The sequence below is a fragment of the Microbacterium sp. E-13 genome (assembly GCF_049912955.1).
Taxonomy (GTDB): Bacteria; Actinomycetota; Actinomycetes; order Actinomycetales; family Microbacteriaceae; genus Microbacterium.
Genome location: NZ_CP183973.1, coordinates 3,650,033 through 3,665,378, shown reverse-complemented (window position 1 = coordinate 3,665,378; position 15,346 = coordinate 3,650,033). Strand labels below are relative to the sequence as shown.

General features: G+C 68.7%; 9 protein-coding genes. 6 read left to right on the top strand and 3 right to left on the bottom strand.

Annotated elements, in window-relative coordinates; genetic code table 11:
• Positions 1–118 precede the first annotated feature (118 nt).
• Positions 119–3,889 carry a proline dehydrogenase family protein gene (locus ACN9MP_RS16970; RefSeq protein WP_426326091.1) on the top strand — a complete coding sequence of 1,257 codons (3,771 nt, stop codon included), beginning with the start codon at positions 119–121 and terminating at the stop codon, positions 3,887–3,889.
• A 289-nt stretch (positions 3,890–4,178) separates the two neighbouring features.
• Here ACN9MP_RS16970 and ACN9MP_RS16965 read toward each other — a convergent pair whose 3' ends face one another.
• Positions 4,179–5,216 carry a LacI family DNA-binding transcriptional regulator gene (locus ACN9MP_RS16965; RefSeq protein ID WP_426322124.1) on the bottom strand — a complete coding sequence of 346 codons (1,038 nt, stop codon included), beginning with the start codon at positions 5,214–5,216 and terminating at the stop codon, positions 4,179–4,181.
• Positions 5,217–5,555: 339 nt separating this feature from the next.
• Here ACN9MP_RS16965 and ACN9MP_RS16960 point away from each other — a divergent pair, with 339 nt between their 5' ends.
• From ACN9MP_RS16960 to ACN9MP_RS16940, 5 genes are all read left to right on the top strand, one after another.
• A complete protein-coding gene (locus ACN9MP_RS16960; protein ID WP_426322122.1) occupies positions 5,556–6,926 on the top strand; it encodes an ABC transporter substrate-binding protein in 1,371 nt (456 codons plus the stop codon).
• A gap of 75 nt (positions 6,927–7,001) precedes the next feature.
• A complete protein-coding gene (locus ACN9MP_RS16955; RefSeq protein ID WP_426322121.1) occupies positions 7,002–7,928 on the top strand; it encodes a carbohydrate ABC transporter permease in 927 nt (308 codons plus the stop codon).
• Positions 7,925–8,854 (top strand): carbohydrate ABC transporter permease, encoded by a 930-nt coding sequence (locus ACN9MP_RS16950; RefSeq protein WP_426322119.1) that lies wholly within the window; start codon positions 7,925–7,927, stop codon positions 8,852–8,854. Before ACN9MP_RS16955 ends, ACN9MP_RS16950 begins: the two co-directional genes overlap by 4 nt.
• Before the next feature lie 51 nt (positions 8,855–8,905).
• Positions 8,906–10,411 carry an alpha-N-arabinofuranosidase gene (locus tag ACN9MP_RS16945; protein WP_426322117.1) on the top strand — a complete coding sequence of 502 codons (1,506 nt, stop codon included), beginning with the start codon at positions 8,906–8,908 and terminating at the stop codon, positions 10,409–10,411.
• 31 nt (positions 10,412–10,442) lie between these two features.
• On the top strand, positions 10,443–11,459 hold the full coding sequence (locus ACN9MP_RS16940; RefSeq protein ID WP_426322115.1) for a LacI family DNA-binding transcriptional regulator: 1,017 nt from the start codon (positions 10,443–10,445) through the stop codon (positions 11,457–11,459).
• Between the two features lie 119 nt (positions 11,460–11,578).
• Here ACN9MP_RS16940 and ACN9MP_RS16935 read toward each other — a convergent pair whose 3' ends face one another.
• Both ACN9MP_RS16935 and ACN9MP_RS16930 read right to left on the bottom strand, forming a co-directional pair.
• A complete protein-coding gene (locus tag ACN9MP_RS16935; protein ID WP_426322113.1) occupies positions 11,579–13,141 on the bottom strand; it encodes an alpha/beta hydrolase in 1,563 nt (520 codons plus the stop codon).
• 209 nt (positions 13,142–13,350) lie between these two features.
• Positions 13,351–15,183: a putative Ig domain-containing protein gene (locus tag ACN9MP_RS16930; protein ID WP_426322111.1), complete on the bottom strand. Its 1,833-nt coding sequence runs from the start codon at positions 15,181–15,183 to the stop codon at positions 13,351–13,353.
• Positions 15,184–15,346 lie beyond the last annotated feature (163 nt).

Genomic DNA, 15,346 nt, shown 5'->3' with positions numbered 1-15,346 from the left:
GCTTTTCACGAATGGACGGATGCCGCACCCTGGACCCATGCCGCAGATGGAGCCGATCGCCGACGTGAAGGTGCAGGCTGGAGGCACGGAGCCCCACGACCTGATACCGGGAGTGCGAATGGAAGACCGATCCGAGCAGCGCCTGGCCGACGAGGCCGTCGCTCTGGCGCAGCGCTGGATCGCGGAAAGCGCCGAGGCCGAGGTCGACCCGGCGGCCGAGCGACTGGCGGGGGTGCTCAAGGATCCCCACGGCCTTCCTTTCACCATCGGGTTCGTCGACGGCGTCATGCGGCCCGAGAGCCTCTCGGCCGCGGCATCCCATCTCCACCGTGTCGCGCCCCTCGTGCCCGGGTTCCTGCCGTGGTACCTGCGGGGGGCGGTACGGGTGGGCGGTGCCGTGGCACCCGTGCTGCCCTCGCCGGTCGTGCCGATCGCGCGCCGCGTACTGCGCGAGATGGTGGGCCACCTCGTCGTCGACGCGCGCCCCGACAAGCTCGGGCCGGCCATCGCCGCGCTTCGCGAAAGCGGAGCGCGGCTGAACCTCAACCTCCTGGGCGAGGCGGTGCTCGGCGAGAAGGAGGCGATGCGGCGGCTCGACGGTATCCACGAGCTCATCCGCCGCCCCGACGTCGACTACGTCTCGGTCAAGGTGTCGGCCATCGCCAGCCACATCTCCATGTGGGCGTTCGACGAGGTCGTCGACAAGGTGGTGGAGCGCCTGCTGCCGCTCTACCTGACGGCGGCGTGCGACCCCTCGGCAGACGAAGGGCGCGACGGTTCGCCGGGCTCGCCGACCTTCATCAACCTCGACATGGAGGAGTACCGCGACCTCGACCTCACCATCGCGGTGTTCATGCGCCTGCTCGAAGACCCGCGTTTGCGCGATCTCGAGGCCGGAATCGTGCTGCAGGCGTACCTGCCCGACGCCCTGCCCGCGCTCGAGCGGCTCACGGCGTGGGCGCAGGAGCGGGTGGCCGCGGGCGGTGCGCGCATCAAAGTGCGCCTGGTGAAGGGCGCCAACCTGGCGATGGAGCGGGTCGATGCCGTCATGCACGGGTGGAACCTCGCCACGTACGACGCGAAGGTCGACTCCGACGCCAACTACATCCGCTGCCTGCGCTTCGCGCTCGACCCCGCGCGCACGGCGGCCGTCCGCATCGGCGTCGCCGGACACAACCTCTTCGACATCGCCTACGCCTGGCTGCTCGCCGGCGAGGCCGGGGTGCGCGACGATCTCGAGTTCGAGATGCTGCTCGGCATGGCGCAGGGTCAGGTGGAGGCGGTCACGCGCGAGGTCGGCCACGTGCTGCTCTACGTGCCGGTCGTGCGACCCGACGAGTTCGACGTGGCCATCAGCTATCTCGTACGGCGCCTGGAGGAGAACGCCTCGAGCGACAACTTCCTCTCCGCCGCCTTCGACCTCGCCGACGACCCGGCGATGTTCGAGCGGGAGCGCGACCGCTTCGTCGCCTCCCTCCGGCGCGCCGACGACGAGACCCTCGCGACCGGCCCCCGCCGTACGCAGGACCGCGGCGCCGAGGCCGAGGCCCTCGCAGCGGGCCCGGCCGCCGGCCCGTCGTCGCCGAGGGCGGACGCACGCATGCGTCGCGCTGCGGCCGCCGACGCGGGCCTCACCCAGGCCGTGATGGGCATCGCCCGATCGGCCGTGCCCGGCGACACCGCGCCGCTCGAGCGGTCGGTGCCCGAGCAGGTCTTCGGCGCCGAGGCGTTCGTCGAGACCGCGATCTTCGCGCCGCGCGAGGGTTCCGCGCGCGCCGCGGGCGCCCCCGGGTTCCGGAACACGCCCGACTCCGACCCCGCCCTCCCCGGCAACCGGGCGTGGGCGCGCAGCATCCTGTCCCGCATCGAGTCGTCCCACGCGGGCGACGCCACCGTCGAGGCGGCCCTGGTCTCGGACGAGCCCCGACTGCGGCGCATCATCGCCGGGGTGCGGGATGCCGCCGCCGCGTGGGGTGCGCTGCCGGCGGCGGAGCGCTCGGGCGTGCTCACGGCCGCCGCGCACGCCCTCGAGGCCCGACGCGGCGAGCTCATCGAGGTCGCGGCCTCCGAGACGGGAAAGGTCTTCGCCGAGGCCGATGTCGAGGTGAGCGAGGCGGTCGACTTCGCGAACTACTACGCCGCGACCGCGCGCGAGCTCGATCGCGTGAGCGGAGCCGTCTTCGAACCGGCTCGCCTCACGGTGGTCACCCCGCCCTGGAACTTCCCGATCGCGATCCCCGCCGGCGGCGTGCTGGCGGCGCTCGCCGCGGGCTCGGGCGTGGTCTTCAAGCCCGCCCCGCAGGCGCGGCGCTGCGCCGCCGTCGTCGCCGAGGCGCTGTGGGAGGCCGGCGTCCCGCGCGAGGTGCTCGCGCTCGTCGACATCGACGAAGGCGGCCTCGGGCAGACGCTGCTCTCGCACCCCGGCGTCGACCGGGTGATCCTCACCGGCGCGTGGGAGACCGCGGCGCTGTTCCGCTCGTGGCGGCCCGACCTCCCGCTGCTCGCCGAGACGAGCGGCAAGAACGCCATGATCGTCATGCCGACCGCCGACCTCGACCTCGCGGCATCCGATCTCGTCAAGAGCGCGTTCGGGCACGCGGGCCAGAAGTGCTCCGCGGCATCGCTCGCGATCCTCGTCGGCCCCGTGGGGCACTCGCGTCGCTTCGCACGTCAGCTGGTGGATGCTGCGACCTCGCTCCGCGTCGCACCGCCGTCCGATCCGCTCAGCGAGGTAGGGCCGGTCGTCGAGACGCCGCGCGGCAAGCTCGAGTGGGCCCTCACGACCCTCGAGGAGGGGGAGTCCTGGCTCGTCGAACCCCGGCCGGTCGACGCAGGGCCGGAGTACGCCGGCCGGCTGTGGACGCCCGGGATCCGAACGGGTGTCCAGCCGGGCTCGCGCTTCCACCGCGAGGAGTTCTTCGGGCCGGTGCTCGGGATCATGCACGCCAGCTCGCTCGCCCACGCCATCGAGCTGCAGAACGCCGTCGCGTACGGGCTGACCGCCGGCCTCTACACGCAGAACCCCGATGACCTCGCCGTCTGGCTCGACCGCGTCGAGGCCGGCAACCTCTACGTCAACCGCGGCATCACCGGTGCCATCGTGCAGCGGCAGCCCTTCGGCGGCTGGAAGCGCTCCTCGGTGGGCGCCGGCGCGAAAGCCGGCGGGCCGAACTACCTCGTGGGCCTCGGCCGCTGGCGGGCGACCTCGGGGGCTCCGGCATCCGCGACGCTGCACCTGCGAGGACTCGACACGCGCATCGCGTCGCTCATCGAGGCGGCGCAGCCGTCGCTGGACTACGAGGCGTTCGAGTGGCTCCGGCGCGGGGCGCTCTCGGACGCCATCGCCTGGGACCGGGAGTACGGGCAGGTGAAGGATGTCTCGGGCCTCGGCGTGGAGCGCAACCTGTTCCGCTACCGTGCGATCCCCTCGGTGGCGCTGCGGGCGACCGCCGATGCCCCGTGGCACGCGGTGCTGCGCGTCGTCGTGGCCGGTCTCCGCGCCGGCTCGGCGCTGACACTCAGCGCCCCCGTGGGCCTCCCGGCCGCCGTGCGGCGCGTGCTCCTGCAGGAGGACGTCGCCGTCTATGTCGAGACCGACGAGCAGTGGGTGGAGCGCCTCACGGCCGACGACATCGTGGCGGCGGCCGCCGACGCCGACCCGGCGCCCCGCCCGTCCCGGGTTCGGCTCATCGGCTCGCCGGCGTCGGTGGCCGCGCTGCACCAGGCGGTCGCGCACGCGGTCGAGGGCGACCCCGACCTGGCGATCTACGACAACGAGGTGACCACAGCCGGACGGCTCGAACTGCTCCCGTTCCTGCACGAGCAGTCGGTGACGATCACCGCGCACCGTTTCGGCAACCCCGATCCCTGGTCGGCGTCGGTGATCTGAGGCCTCCTGCCCGGCCCCGCGTCTGCGGGCTCTGCGGCCCGGGGTGCGGGGTTGGAAGTGGCGGTTGTGGTCGGGTGGCGGCGCGGGGGGCGGGCGTTCCTGCCACCTTGACCCGGGGTGCGGGGCTGGAAGTGGCGGGTGTGGTCGGGTGGCGGCGCGGTGGGCGTGCGTTCGCGCCACCTGGGGCCGGGGCGAGCGTTCCTGCCACCTTGGCCCGGGGTGCGGGGCTGGAGGTGGCGGTTGTGGTCGGGTGGCGGCGCGGGGGCTCAGCGGTCCCGTGAGGAGCGCACTACTCGTCGGTGGTGGCGAAGCCCGTCGATTCGCGACGAACGATGCGGAACTCGGGCTTGAACGTCTCGGGCGGCCGACGTTCGCCCTTCTCGTTGATCCGCTCGATGAGGCGGTCCACCGCGATCGCGGCGATCTCGTCGCGGCCCGGGTCGACGGTCGTCATCGAGGGAACCGAGTACTTGCTCTCGTCGATGTTGTCGAAGCCGATCACGGCGACGTCGTCGGGAACGCGCAGGCCCTCCTCGCCGAGGGCGCGGAGCACACCGAGCCCGAGCGTGTCGCTCAACGCGAAGACCGCATCGAACTCGATGCCCTCGCGAACCAGGAGGTGGGCCGCCGCCGCACCCCCGGCGCGGTTCCATCGAGCCATCTCGGTGGGGCGCACGAGAGCGGGATCCAGCTCGATGCCGGCCTGCTCCAGCGCGCGAAGGTAGCCTTTGAGGCGCAGATTGGCCGAGCTGGCCTCCTCGCCGCGGTGGAGGTCGGCGCCGATGATGGCGATCCTCCGGCGGCCGATCTCGAGAAGGTGCTCGACGGCGGCCTGGGCCGATGAGGTGTTGTGCATCGTCACGTGATCGGTCGGACCGCCGAAGATGCGCTCGCCCAGCAGGACCAGAGGTGCGTCGACGGGGAGCGCTTCGGCGTCCGCCTGGCCGAGGCCCACAGGACTGAAGAGCAGTCCGTCGAGGAAGCGGGGCCGGCTGGTCGACACCGCCAGGAGCTCGCTCTCCCGCTGACCGCTGGTCTGCTCGACCATGACGCCGAGACCGCGCTTCTCGGCCGCGCGGATCACCGCGTCCGCGAGCTCGGCGAAGTAGTTCTCGCGCAGCGACGGGACGGCCAGTCCGATCACGCCCGTGCGTCCTGACCGCAGGCCGCGCGCCGAGAGGTTCGGCCGGTAGTCCAGCTTCGAGATCGCCTCGTTGACCCGGTCACGTGTGCCCGGCCGCACATGAGGGTAGTCGTTGATGACATTCGACACGGTCTTGATAGACACGCCGGCCACCCGCGCGACGTCATGCATCGTCGGTCCCATCGATGCTCCCGCCTGCCGTTCAGAACCTCTGTACTCTACTGCCCGCCGCGCGTATATACCGACGCGCGCGCACATGCCCGGCAGCCGGGGCCGCGCCAGGAAAAAGCAACGTTGCAAACCAGTGTGTCGTCGCGGCCCCCGCCGCGCCGGAACTTTCGCGCAGGCGCCAGAAATTTCCCTCACGTCCTTGACACGCCGAAAGGGCGGTGGGAAAGTATCTACAACGTTGCTCTACAACGTTGTAGACCAACCGGGAGACGAGTCTCTTCCCCGAGCGGCTCAGAGCACCCGAACGGTCGTGCACCGACGAAGAAGTCCAGCAAACCGAAAGGAACTCCAGTGAAGACGAAGCCTGTCCTTGCTGCGATCATGACGCTCGCAGTGGCTGGTGCGCTCGCAGCCTGCACCGCCGGAGGTGGCGGTGACGGCGGCGACGGCGGTGGTGGCGGTGGTGACGCATCGAGCTGCACCAACGAGATCAAGAAGCCCGACGCCCCCGTCGTCACCCTGTGGGCGTGGTACCCGAACTCCGAGACCGTCGTCGACAACTTCAACGAGGCCAACGACGACGTCCAGGTGTGCTGGACGAACGCCGGCGCCGGCGGTGACGCCTACGACAAGTTCCAGACGGCCATCTCGGCCGGAAGCGGCGCCCCCGACGTCATGATGGTCGAGGCCGACCGCATCGCGACGTTCCAGGCGCAGAACGCCCTCGTGGACCTCTCCGACCTCGGCTACGAAGACGTGAAGGCCAACTTCAGCGATGGCGCCTGGAAGGACGTCTCGGTGGGTGACGGCATCTACGGCGCCCCGATCGACGGCGGCCCGATGGGCATGATCTACCGCACGGACGTCTTCAGCCAGTACGGCCTCACGCCGCCGACGACGTGGGAAGAGCTCGAGACGACCGCGCAGAAGCTGAAGGATGCCGGCGGACCGGTCTTCGCCAGCTTCGCCGCGAACCAGCCCGCCACCACCACCGCGTACTTCTACGGGAACGGCGCCGAGCCTTTCACGTACGACCCCGCGAACGAGGGTGAGATCGGCATCAAGCTCAACAGCCCCGAGATCAAGGAAGTCCTGGACTACTGGGACGGACTCGTCGACAAGGGCCTCGTCGGCACCGAGGACCAGTTCACCCCCGAGTACATCGCGGGCGTCATCAACGGCGACTACGCGACCTACCTCTCGGCCGCGTGGGCTCCCGGCTACCTGCAGGGTGCCGGCGTCGGTGAGGGCGCGGACGCGGGCGTGTGGGCTGCGGCCCCCATGCCGCAGTGGGACGCGAACAACCCCATCGCCATCAACTGGGGCGGCTCGGCCTTCTCGGTGAGCAGCCAGGCCAAGGACCCGGAGCTCGCCGCCAAGGTGGCGTTCGGGGTCTACGCCGACCAGGCGTCTCTCGACGAGGGGTGGCAGCAGCAGATCATCTTCCCGCTCAACGTCAACGTCCTCGACTCGCCGGAGTTCCAGGACTACGAGGTGCCCTTCTTCAGCGGCCAGCAGGCCAACAAGGAGGTGTACGTGCCGGCGGCCAACGCCTACAAGGGCATGACCTACACGCCGCTCGGACAGTACTACTACTCCGCGCTGACGAAGCAGCTCGCCGCCATCATCGATGGCTCGGCAACCGGCTCCGAGGCCGCTGACGCCCTCCAGAAGGATGTCGTGGCATACGCAGAAGAGCAAGGGTTCACTGTCACCGAGTGACCCTTGCCCGGGGGCCGGTCCGTGCTCGCGCGGACCGGCCCCCGGTCATCCCTTCTCACAGACCCGGGAGAAATCATGACCGCCACCACCGAGACTCCGGTCTCGAGCAAGCGCCGCAGGTCCACCTCGGTGCGTCAGAACCTGACCGGCTGGGCCTTCGTCGCACCGTTCGGCGTCATCTTCGTCGCCCTTCTCGTTCTGCCGATCGGCTACGCGCTCTACCTCAGCCTTTTCCAGAAATCGCTCATCGGAGGGACGAGGTTCGTCCTCTTCGGCAACTACGTCAAGGCGTTCAGCGACCCTTCCTTCCTCGGTGGGGTCGGGTTCGTGATCGCGTTCTCGCTCATCCTGATCCCGCTGCAGATGGCGATCTCGCTGGCGGCCGCGCTGATCCTCGACATCATGGTCACGCGCTTCGCCCGCTTCTCGCGCCTCATGATCTTCATGCCGTACGCCATCCCGGCGGTGATCGGCGCCCTGATGTGGGGATTCCTCTACAGCGACAACTTCGGCCCATTGGCGGAGATCTTCGAAAGTTTCGGCCGTCAGGCGCCTGATTTCCTGAGCAGCAGCCTCATCTTCTACGGACTGCTCAACATCGTGACGTGGCAGTGGGCGGGCTACTACATGATCATCATCTACGCCGCTCTCCAGGGCATCGACCCCACTCTGTACGAGGCCGCGCGGATCGACGGGGCGTCGCAGTGGCAGATCGTGCTCCGGCTCAAGATCCCGCTCGTCGCGCCCGCGCTCCTGCTGATCCTCGTCTTCGCTCTCATCGGAACGCTGCAGTTCTTCAATGAGCCGAAGATCCTGCAGAAGCTCGCGGCGGGCGCCATCCCGAACGACTTCACCCCGAACATGTACGCCTACCAGCAGGCGTTCTCGCTGGCGAACGCCAACTACGGGGCCACGATCTCGTTCGCGCTGGGCGCGGTCGTCTTCATCTGCGTCTACATCTTCCTGTTCGCGACCCGCAAGCGAGGGAGCTTCCTCTCATGAGCGCCACACCTGTCGATCTCGTCGAGACGACGAGCCGCAAGCCCCGGAAGGTCGTCGAGCGACGGTCGGCGCCCCGCGCCCGCGGCCGCGTGCCGCTGAACGTCGTGCTCGCCCTGCTGATGGTGTACTTCCTGATCCCCTTCTGGTGGCTCATCGTCAACAGCTCGAAGAGCGCGGCCGGTCTCTTCGGCGGTGGCAGCTCGCTCTGGTTCGCGGACGAGATCAACTACATCCCGAACTTGATCGATCTGTTCACCTACAGCGGCGGCATCTACGGACGCTGGCTCGCCAACTCCGCCCTCTACGCGATCGTCGGCGGCGTCGGAGCGACGGTGCTCGCCGTTCTCGCCGGATACGGCTTCGCGAAGTACACCTTCTCGGGTCGGCGGCTCTCCTTCGCGATCCTGCTCGGTGCGGTCATGGTGCCGACGACGGCCCTGGTCATCCCGACCTTCGTCCTGTTCGCGCAGGTCGGCTGGACCAACACGATCTGGTCGGTGATCTTCCCGACGCTGCTCAACCCGTTCGGCGTGTACCTGATGAGCGTCTACGCGCGGGATGCGGTTCCCGACGAGCTGCTCGATGCCGCCCGCATCGACGGTGCGGGCGAGTTCCGCTCGTTCTGGGTGGTGGCGCTGCCGCTGCTGCGCCCCGCGATCGTCACGGTTCTGCTGCTGTCGTTCGTCGCGTCCTGGAACAACTACTTCCTTCCGCTCGTGATGCTGTCCGACAACCGGCTCTTCCCGGTCACCGTGGGCATCGGGCTCTGGAACTCCACCGCGGCGACCTATGGCGCCGCCGGCGGCCAGAGCCTGTGGAGCATCATCGTGCTCGGCTCGCTCGTGTCGGTGATCCCGCTGATCATCGCGTTCCTGGCGCTGCAGAAGTACTGGCGGGGCGGCCTCGCCATCGGAAGCCTCAAGTGACCCGCCCGCGGTCGTCATCGCCTCGGTTCCGCCTGCCCTGAAAGATTGAGAATGATTCGAGCACACTTGACCGTCGACCCGCACTTCGCGATCGGACGTATCGACAGACGCCTCTTCGGCTCGTTCGTGGAGCACCTGGGCCGGTGCGTCTACGACGGCATCTACGAGCCGTCCCACGCGACGGCCGACGAGGACGGGTTCCGTTCCGACGTCGTCGAGCTGGTGCGGGAACTGGGCGTGTCGACGATCCGGTATCCGGGCGGGAACTTCGTGTCGGGCTACCGCTGGGAAGACGGAGTCGGGCCGCGCGCCGACCGGCCCCGGCGACTCGACCTCGCCTGGCACTCGACCGAGACGAACGAGATCGGGCTCGACGAGTTCGCCACCTGGCTCAAGAAGGTGGACGGCGAGCTCATGTACGCGGTCAATCTCGGCACCCGCGGCGTTCTCGAGGCGCTGGACGTCCTCGAGTACGCGAATCTGACGTCCGGCACGTACTGGGCCGACAAGCGCGTGGCGAACGGCCACACCGAACCCCACGACATCCGGATGTGGTGTCTCGGCAACGAGATGGACGGGCCGTGGCAGCTCGGGCACAGCACCGCGGAGGAGTACGCCCAGCTGGCTGCGACCACCGCCGCGGCCATGCGTCAGATAGATCCCGATCTCGAGCTCGTCGTCTGCGGCAGCTCGGGCGCTCAGATGCCCACGTTCGGCGAGTGGGAGCGGGTCGTGCTCGAGAAGACGTACGACGCCGTCGACTTCATCTCGTGCCACGCCTACTACGAGCCGAAGGACGGGGACTACGGGAGCTTCCTCGCGTCGGGCGTCAACATGGACCGCTTCATCGACGCCGTCGTCGCCACGGCCGACTCGGTCAAGGCGGTCGTGCGAAGCGACAAGACCATCAACATCTCGTTCGACGAGTGGAACGTCTGGTACCAGACCCGCTATCAGGACGTCGACCGGATCACGGATGTTCAGACCTGGCCCGTCGCGCCCCGTCTGCTGGAGGACTCCTATTCGGTGCTCGACGCCGTGGTGTTCGGCGGCCTGATGATCTCGCTCCTCCGCCACGCGGACCGCGTGACGTCGGCGAGCCTCGCACAGCTCGTCAACGTCATCGCGCCCATCATGACCGAGCCCGGCGGCCCGGCTTGGCGGCAGACGACGTTCTACCCGTTCTCGCTCACCTCGCGGCTGGCTCGCGGCACAGCGCTCGAGCTGCGGCTCGACAGCCCGACGTACCAGACCGCGGAGTACGGCGAGGTGCCACTCGTCGACGCCGTCGCGACGCACGACGAGGGCGGCACCACGATCTTCGCCGTCAACCGGAGCCTGACCGACGAGGTGACGCTCGAGATCGACACACGCGCACTCGCCGGCTTCGGCGAAGCGCAGGCGGTCTCGCTGTTCGACGACGACATCCACGCGGCGAACACGCTCGATCACCAGGATCGCGTGACGCCGAGGGCCAACGATTCGGTGAACGTGGGCGAAGGGACCGTGACCGTCACGCTGCCCCCCGTCTCGTGGACGGTGCTGACCCTGGCCTGAGTTCGGGGCCACGCGAGCCACGGGTGGTGAGATGGCGAAGACCAAGCGAGTGACCCTCAAGGAGATCGCCGGTCAGACAGGGGTTTCCCTGACGACGATCTCGAAGGTGCTCAACGGGGCCTCCGACGTGTCGTCGGCGACGCGTGAACTTGTCGAGGAGCAGCTTCGCAAGAGCGGGTACCGGCGCAGGAGGAGCAGGCAGCGCCGCGAGTACATCGAGGTCGTCCTCCAGGAGCTCGATGGCGATTGGGCCCTCGCGATCATCGAGGGAGTGCGCGAGAGCGCGGCCGAAGTGGGACTGGCGATCTCGCTCTCCGTGAGCGGCGATCGGAACGCGCCGGGACCGGAATGGCTGGATGCCGTCCTCCGGCGTGCTCCGACCGGCATCATCCTGCTGTTCGCCGACGTCCCCGCCGACGGCCGGGCGAAGCTGAAGGCGCGGGGCATCCCCTTCGTCACCATCGACCCCGCCGGAGACCCGGCCCCGGGAATCCCCTCGGTCGGCTCGGGCAACTGGTCGGGCGGTGTCGCGGCGACCCGGCATCTCCTCGAGCTTGGCCACCGGCACATCGCGGCGATCACCGGGCCGGAGGGGGTCATGAGCTCGCTGGCCCGGCTGGACGGCTATCGAGCCGCGATGAAGTCGGCGGGCGCGGCCGTCGACCCGGAGTGGGTGCGCTTCGGGGATTATCACCGGGAGGGTGGCGAGCGCCACGCCAGGGAGCTGCTGCGGCTGCCGAACCCCCCGACGGCGATCTTCGCGGGCAACGACCTGCAGGCGCTCGGAGTGCTGCATGCCGCGTCCACAGCGGGAGTGGCGGTGCCGCAGGAGCTGTCGGTGGTGGGGTTCGACGATCTGCCGATCGCCCAGCTTGCCAGTCCGCGACTGACGACGATCCACCAGCCGCTGCGCGAGATGGCCGAGCAGGCGACCCGCCTGGTCCTGCAGCTGCTGGACGGACCGGACCCCGAGGTGACGCGCGTCGAATTGGCGACGTCGCTCGTCGTGCGGGACTCGACGGCTCCGCCGGCCCTCACCCGCGCCTGACCCACAGACGACGGATGCCTCGGCCCGAACGGTGCGCCGGGTCGAGGCATCCGTCATCCCGCGAAGCGGAAGGGGCTGCCGACGAGGACGATCTCGCCGGCAGCCCCTTCCCGGGGAGCTCAGTCCAGCCAGTGCGACAGGTTGGTCTTGATCTGGGTCGCCAGGGCGGTGAGCGCAGTGACCTGCTCGGCGGTCACTTTGCCGTCCGCCTGGAGGTCGGCCACCTGGGTGGTGTAGCCCTCGAGCACCTGGAGCGCCTCGACGCTGTTGCCCTTGGCGATGAGGCTCAGCGTCTGGTCGAGCTTGACCGTGAGGGCGTTCTTGTTGCCCTTGTTCAGGCTCGTCGCCGCGACGCTGTTCTTCAGCTGCCCGATCTCGTCCTGGATGAACGCCTCGGGGTGCCAGAGATAGTCGCGCGCCCACAGCGAGAACATCTCGTTCCATGTGTTGAAGTCGTGCGCGCCGGGTACGACGACGTTCTCCGAGAACGAGGCGCGGTCGATGTTCGCCACCGTGTTCGCGTTGGGAAGACCGAAGTCCCACGCCCCGCCGCCGAACAGGATGTACGGCGCCAGCAGGTCGGCCGTGTTCACGTTGACGCTCGCCCCGCCGCTCCACGGTCCGTAGTACCCGAAGGCGTCGGCGTCGAAGTTGATCAGGCCGTTGGTGACGATGCTGCCCGCCGACAGACCGGCGAACGCGCGATCGATCGCGTTGGTCGAGACGTTGTAGTTCGCCTCGACGAACGGGATGACGACGTTGCGCAGGTTGGGGTAGCCCTGGTTCGCGGCCCCGAGATAGTTCGTGTTCGTCGTGATGACGACCGCGGGCTCCGTGGTGCCGTCGTCGAGCAGGTTGTCCATGATCACGGGGACGTTGCCCATGTTCATCCAGTCGGACTGGTCCTGACCGCCGCCGTGCTGCATGTAGATCGTCTTGTACGGCTCGGCGCGGTCGGGGTCGTAGCCCGGCGGGAGGTAGACGCCGGCGGTGCGCGCGTTGCCGTTCAGCGGGGCCAGGCCCGGGATCTCGACGTAGGTCCACTCGCCCTTCGCCGAGTCCTCGCGCGGGAGCTCGATCTGACGGTCGGCGAGGGGCGCGAAGTTCTGCTTCGCGTCGTCGTAGGGTACGAACACCTTGTTGAACGCACGGCGTGCGGTGCCGGTGAGCCCGTCGGGGGCGTAGATCGGTGAGTTCGCCGGGTCGGCGACCCACAGGCTGGTGTTGTTGTTGACGTAGAACCAGTACTGGTTGGCGCCGGCTGCGAGCGGCACGTCGACCACCCAGTACCCGTTCCCCGCGTTGGTCATCTGCACGTCGTAACCGCCGCCGCCCCGCATGAGCCCCGGCTTGTACTGCCCGGGCTGGTACACCGTCGAGTCGGTGCGGTCGGCCCAGTTGCGCAGCAGGATGTCGGCGACGAAGCGCACGCTGGTCGCGTCGGGGTTGTAGTACACGAAGTGGCCGGTGTACCCGGTCGGCGAGTTCGGGTCGGCGTAGACGGTCGGTCCGGGTGTCAGGTTGACGTCATCCGCCTGCGCGGTGAGCGGCACCGCGCTCAGCACCAGAGCGGCAGACAGCCCGAGTGCTCCGAGCGACTTCCCGAGTCGCCCGGGGCGACCTCGGCGCACGCGCGTATCGGCGGTGTCTTGCGCATGATCCATCCGTGAAAAAGGGCTCATCACTGTTCCTCCTTGAATAGCTGCCGAGCGTGTCTGGGGGTGCTCGCGCAGCGCCAGGCTAGCGACGATTTACGACGTTGTAAAGATTGCAATCCTGCAAATTAATGCACTCTCATCAGGTAATTTTTCGCCCGGCTCGCAAGCGCGACGGGGCTGCCGGCGGAGGGGTTTCCTCCACCGACAGCCCCGTCTGAGCGATGCCGGAAGGCTTACGACGTGATGTTCAGCACCGCCTCTCCGGCGGCGCCGGTGAGCGCGGCGGCCTCCGCGGCCGTGAGCTTGCCTTCGGCACGGAGCGACGCCACCTGTCCGGCGAAGTCGTTCGACAGCAGGCGGATGGCTCCGGCCCGGTCGCCCTGCGCGAGGAGCTTCTCGGCCTGGCTGACCTTCTGCGTCAGCGCGTTCTTCAGGCCGCCGTTGACGCCGAGCGCCGCGACGGCGGACTTGAGGCCGGACAGCTGCTCCTGCACGGTCACATCGCGCACGGTGATGGTCACGCTCTTCGTCGACGACAGGCTGTACGGCTTGTCGCCGTCGCTCGCGGTGAAGGTCACCGTGTACTCGCCCGCCTGCGTATAGTCCGGCGTCCAGGTGAACTGTCGCGTGGCCGGGTCGAAGCTCGCGCCGGCCGGGAGCCCGGATGCGGTGTAGGCGATCGCGTCCCCGTCGGGGTCGGTCGCCTCGACGCCGAACGCCAGGCTGCGGTTCTCATCCACCGCCTGCGACTCGCCGCCGACGGCGAACTCCGGCGCCCCGTTCACGAAGGCGCCGCGCTGCCACAGGTAGTCCCGCGCGAAGGTCGCGAACAGCTGGGGCCATGCGTTGAAGTCGTGGCCACCCGCCAGGAGCGTGTACTTGTAGTTCGCGTACCCGTTCAGGTTGTTGAGCGCGGTCTGCGTCGGGCAGAGGTTGAGGTTGTCCCACACGCCGCATCCGATGTGGACGTACGCCTGCTTCAGGTTGGCCGTGTTGCGGTTGACGGCCGCGCCGAAGCTCCACACGCCGTAGTAGCCGAAGCGCAGCGGGTTGTTGTTGATGATGCCGATGGTGATCGAGGCCCCCATCGACAGGCCCGCGAAGGCGCGATCCATCCGATCCGTCGAGACGTTGTAGTGGCTCTCGACGAAGGGGACGATCGTGGTCGTCAGGTTGCTGGACGCGTTGCCGCCCAGGTACTGCGAGTTCGTCGTGACGACCACGGCCGGCTCGGTGAGGCCGTCCTGCAGCAGATTGTCCATGATGATCGGGACGCTGCCGATGTTGAGCCAGTCGGACTGGTCCTGACCGCTGCCGTGCTGCAGATAGATCGTCTTGTACGGCTCGGCGCGGTCGGGATCGTATCCCGGGGGCAGGTACACGCCGAGCGTGCGGGTCGCGGTGCCGATCTGGATCGGAACGTAGCTCCAGGTGCCCTTCGCCGTGTCGGGGCGGGGGTTCGCGATCACCTTCTCGGCCAGGGGCGCGTAGTTCTGCTTCTCCGCGTCGTACGGCACGTAGACCGAGTTGAAGGCGCGCCGCGCGGTGCCGGTGAGGCCGTCGGGCGGGTAGATCGGCGGGTTGGCGGGATCGGCGACCCAGAGGTTGGTGTTGCCGTTGACGTAGAACCAGTACTGGTTGACGCCTGCGGCCAGCGGCACATCGTGCACCCAGTAACCGTTGCCGGCGTTCGTCATCTGCACGTCATAGGCTCCCGCGCCGCGCATGAGCCCGGGTCGGTACTCGGACGGCTGGTAGACGCGCGTCGCGGTCGGGTTCTCCCAGTCCTTCAGCAGGATGTCGGCGACGAAGCGCACGCTCGTGGCGCTCGGGTTGTAGTACACGAAGTGACCCGTGTAGCCGGTGGGGGAGTTCGGGTCGGCGATGATCGTGGGCCCGGGCGTCAGGTCCACGTCGTCGGCCTGGGCGACCGACGGAACCATCCCGAGCACGAGTGCCAGGGAGATCCCGAGGGCCGCGAGGGGCTTGAAGCGTCTGACGCGTCGGTCACGGTCACGGTCGCGCGTGCGTTCCCGGTCCTCCGGCGCGGATTGCAGAACGTGCATCACTGTTCCTCCTTGAAGAGCGATTGCGGTCGAGCGCTCCAGGTCGCTCGCGAGGTCAGGTTAGCGACGGTTTACGACGTTGTAAAGAAGTTCTTTACGACGTTGTAAATGACTCTTGACCTCGGATGTTGGCTTCTGGGAGAGTGTGCGGGGGGAGCCGCAT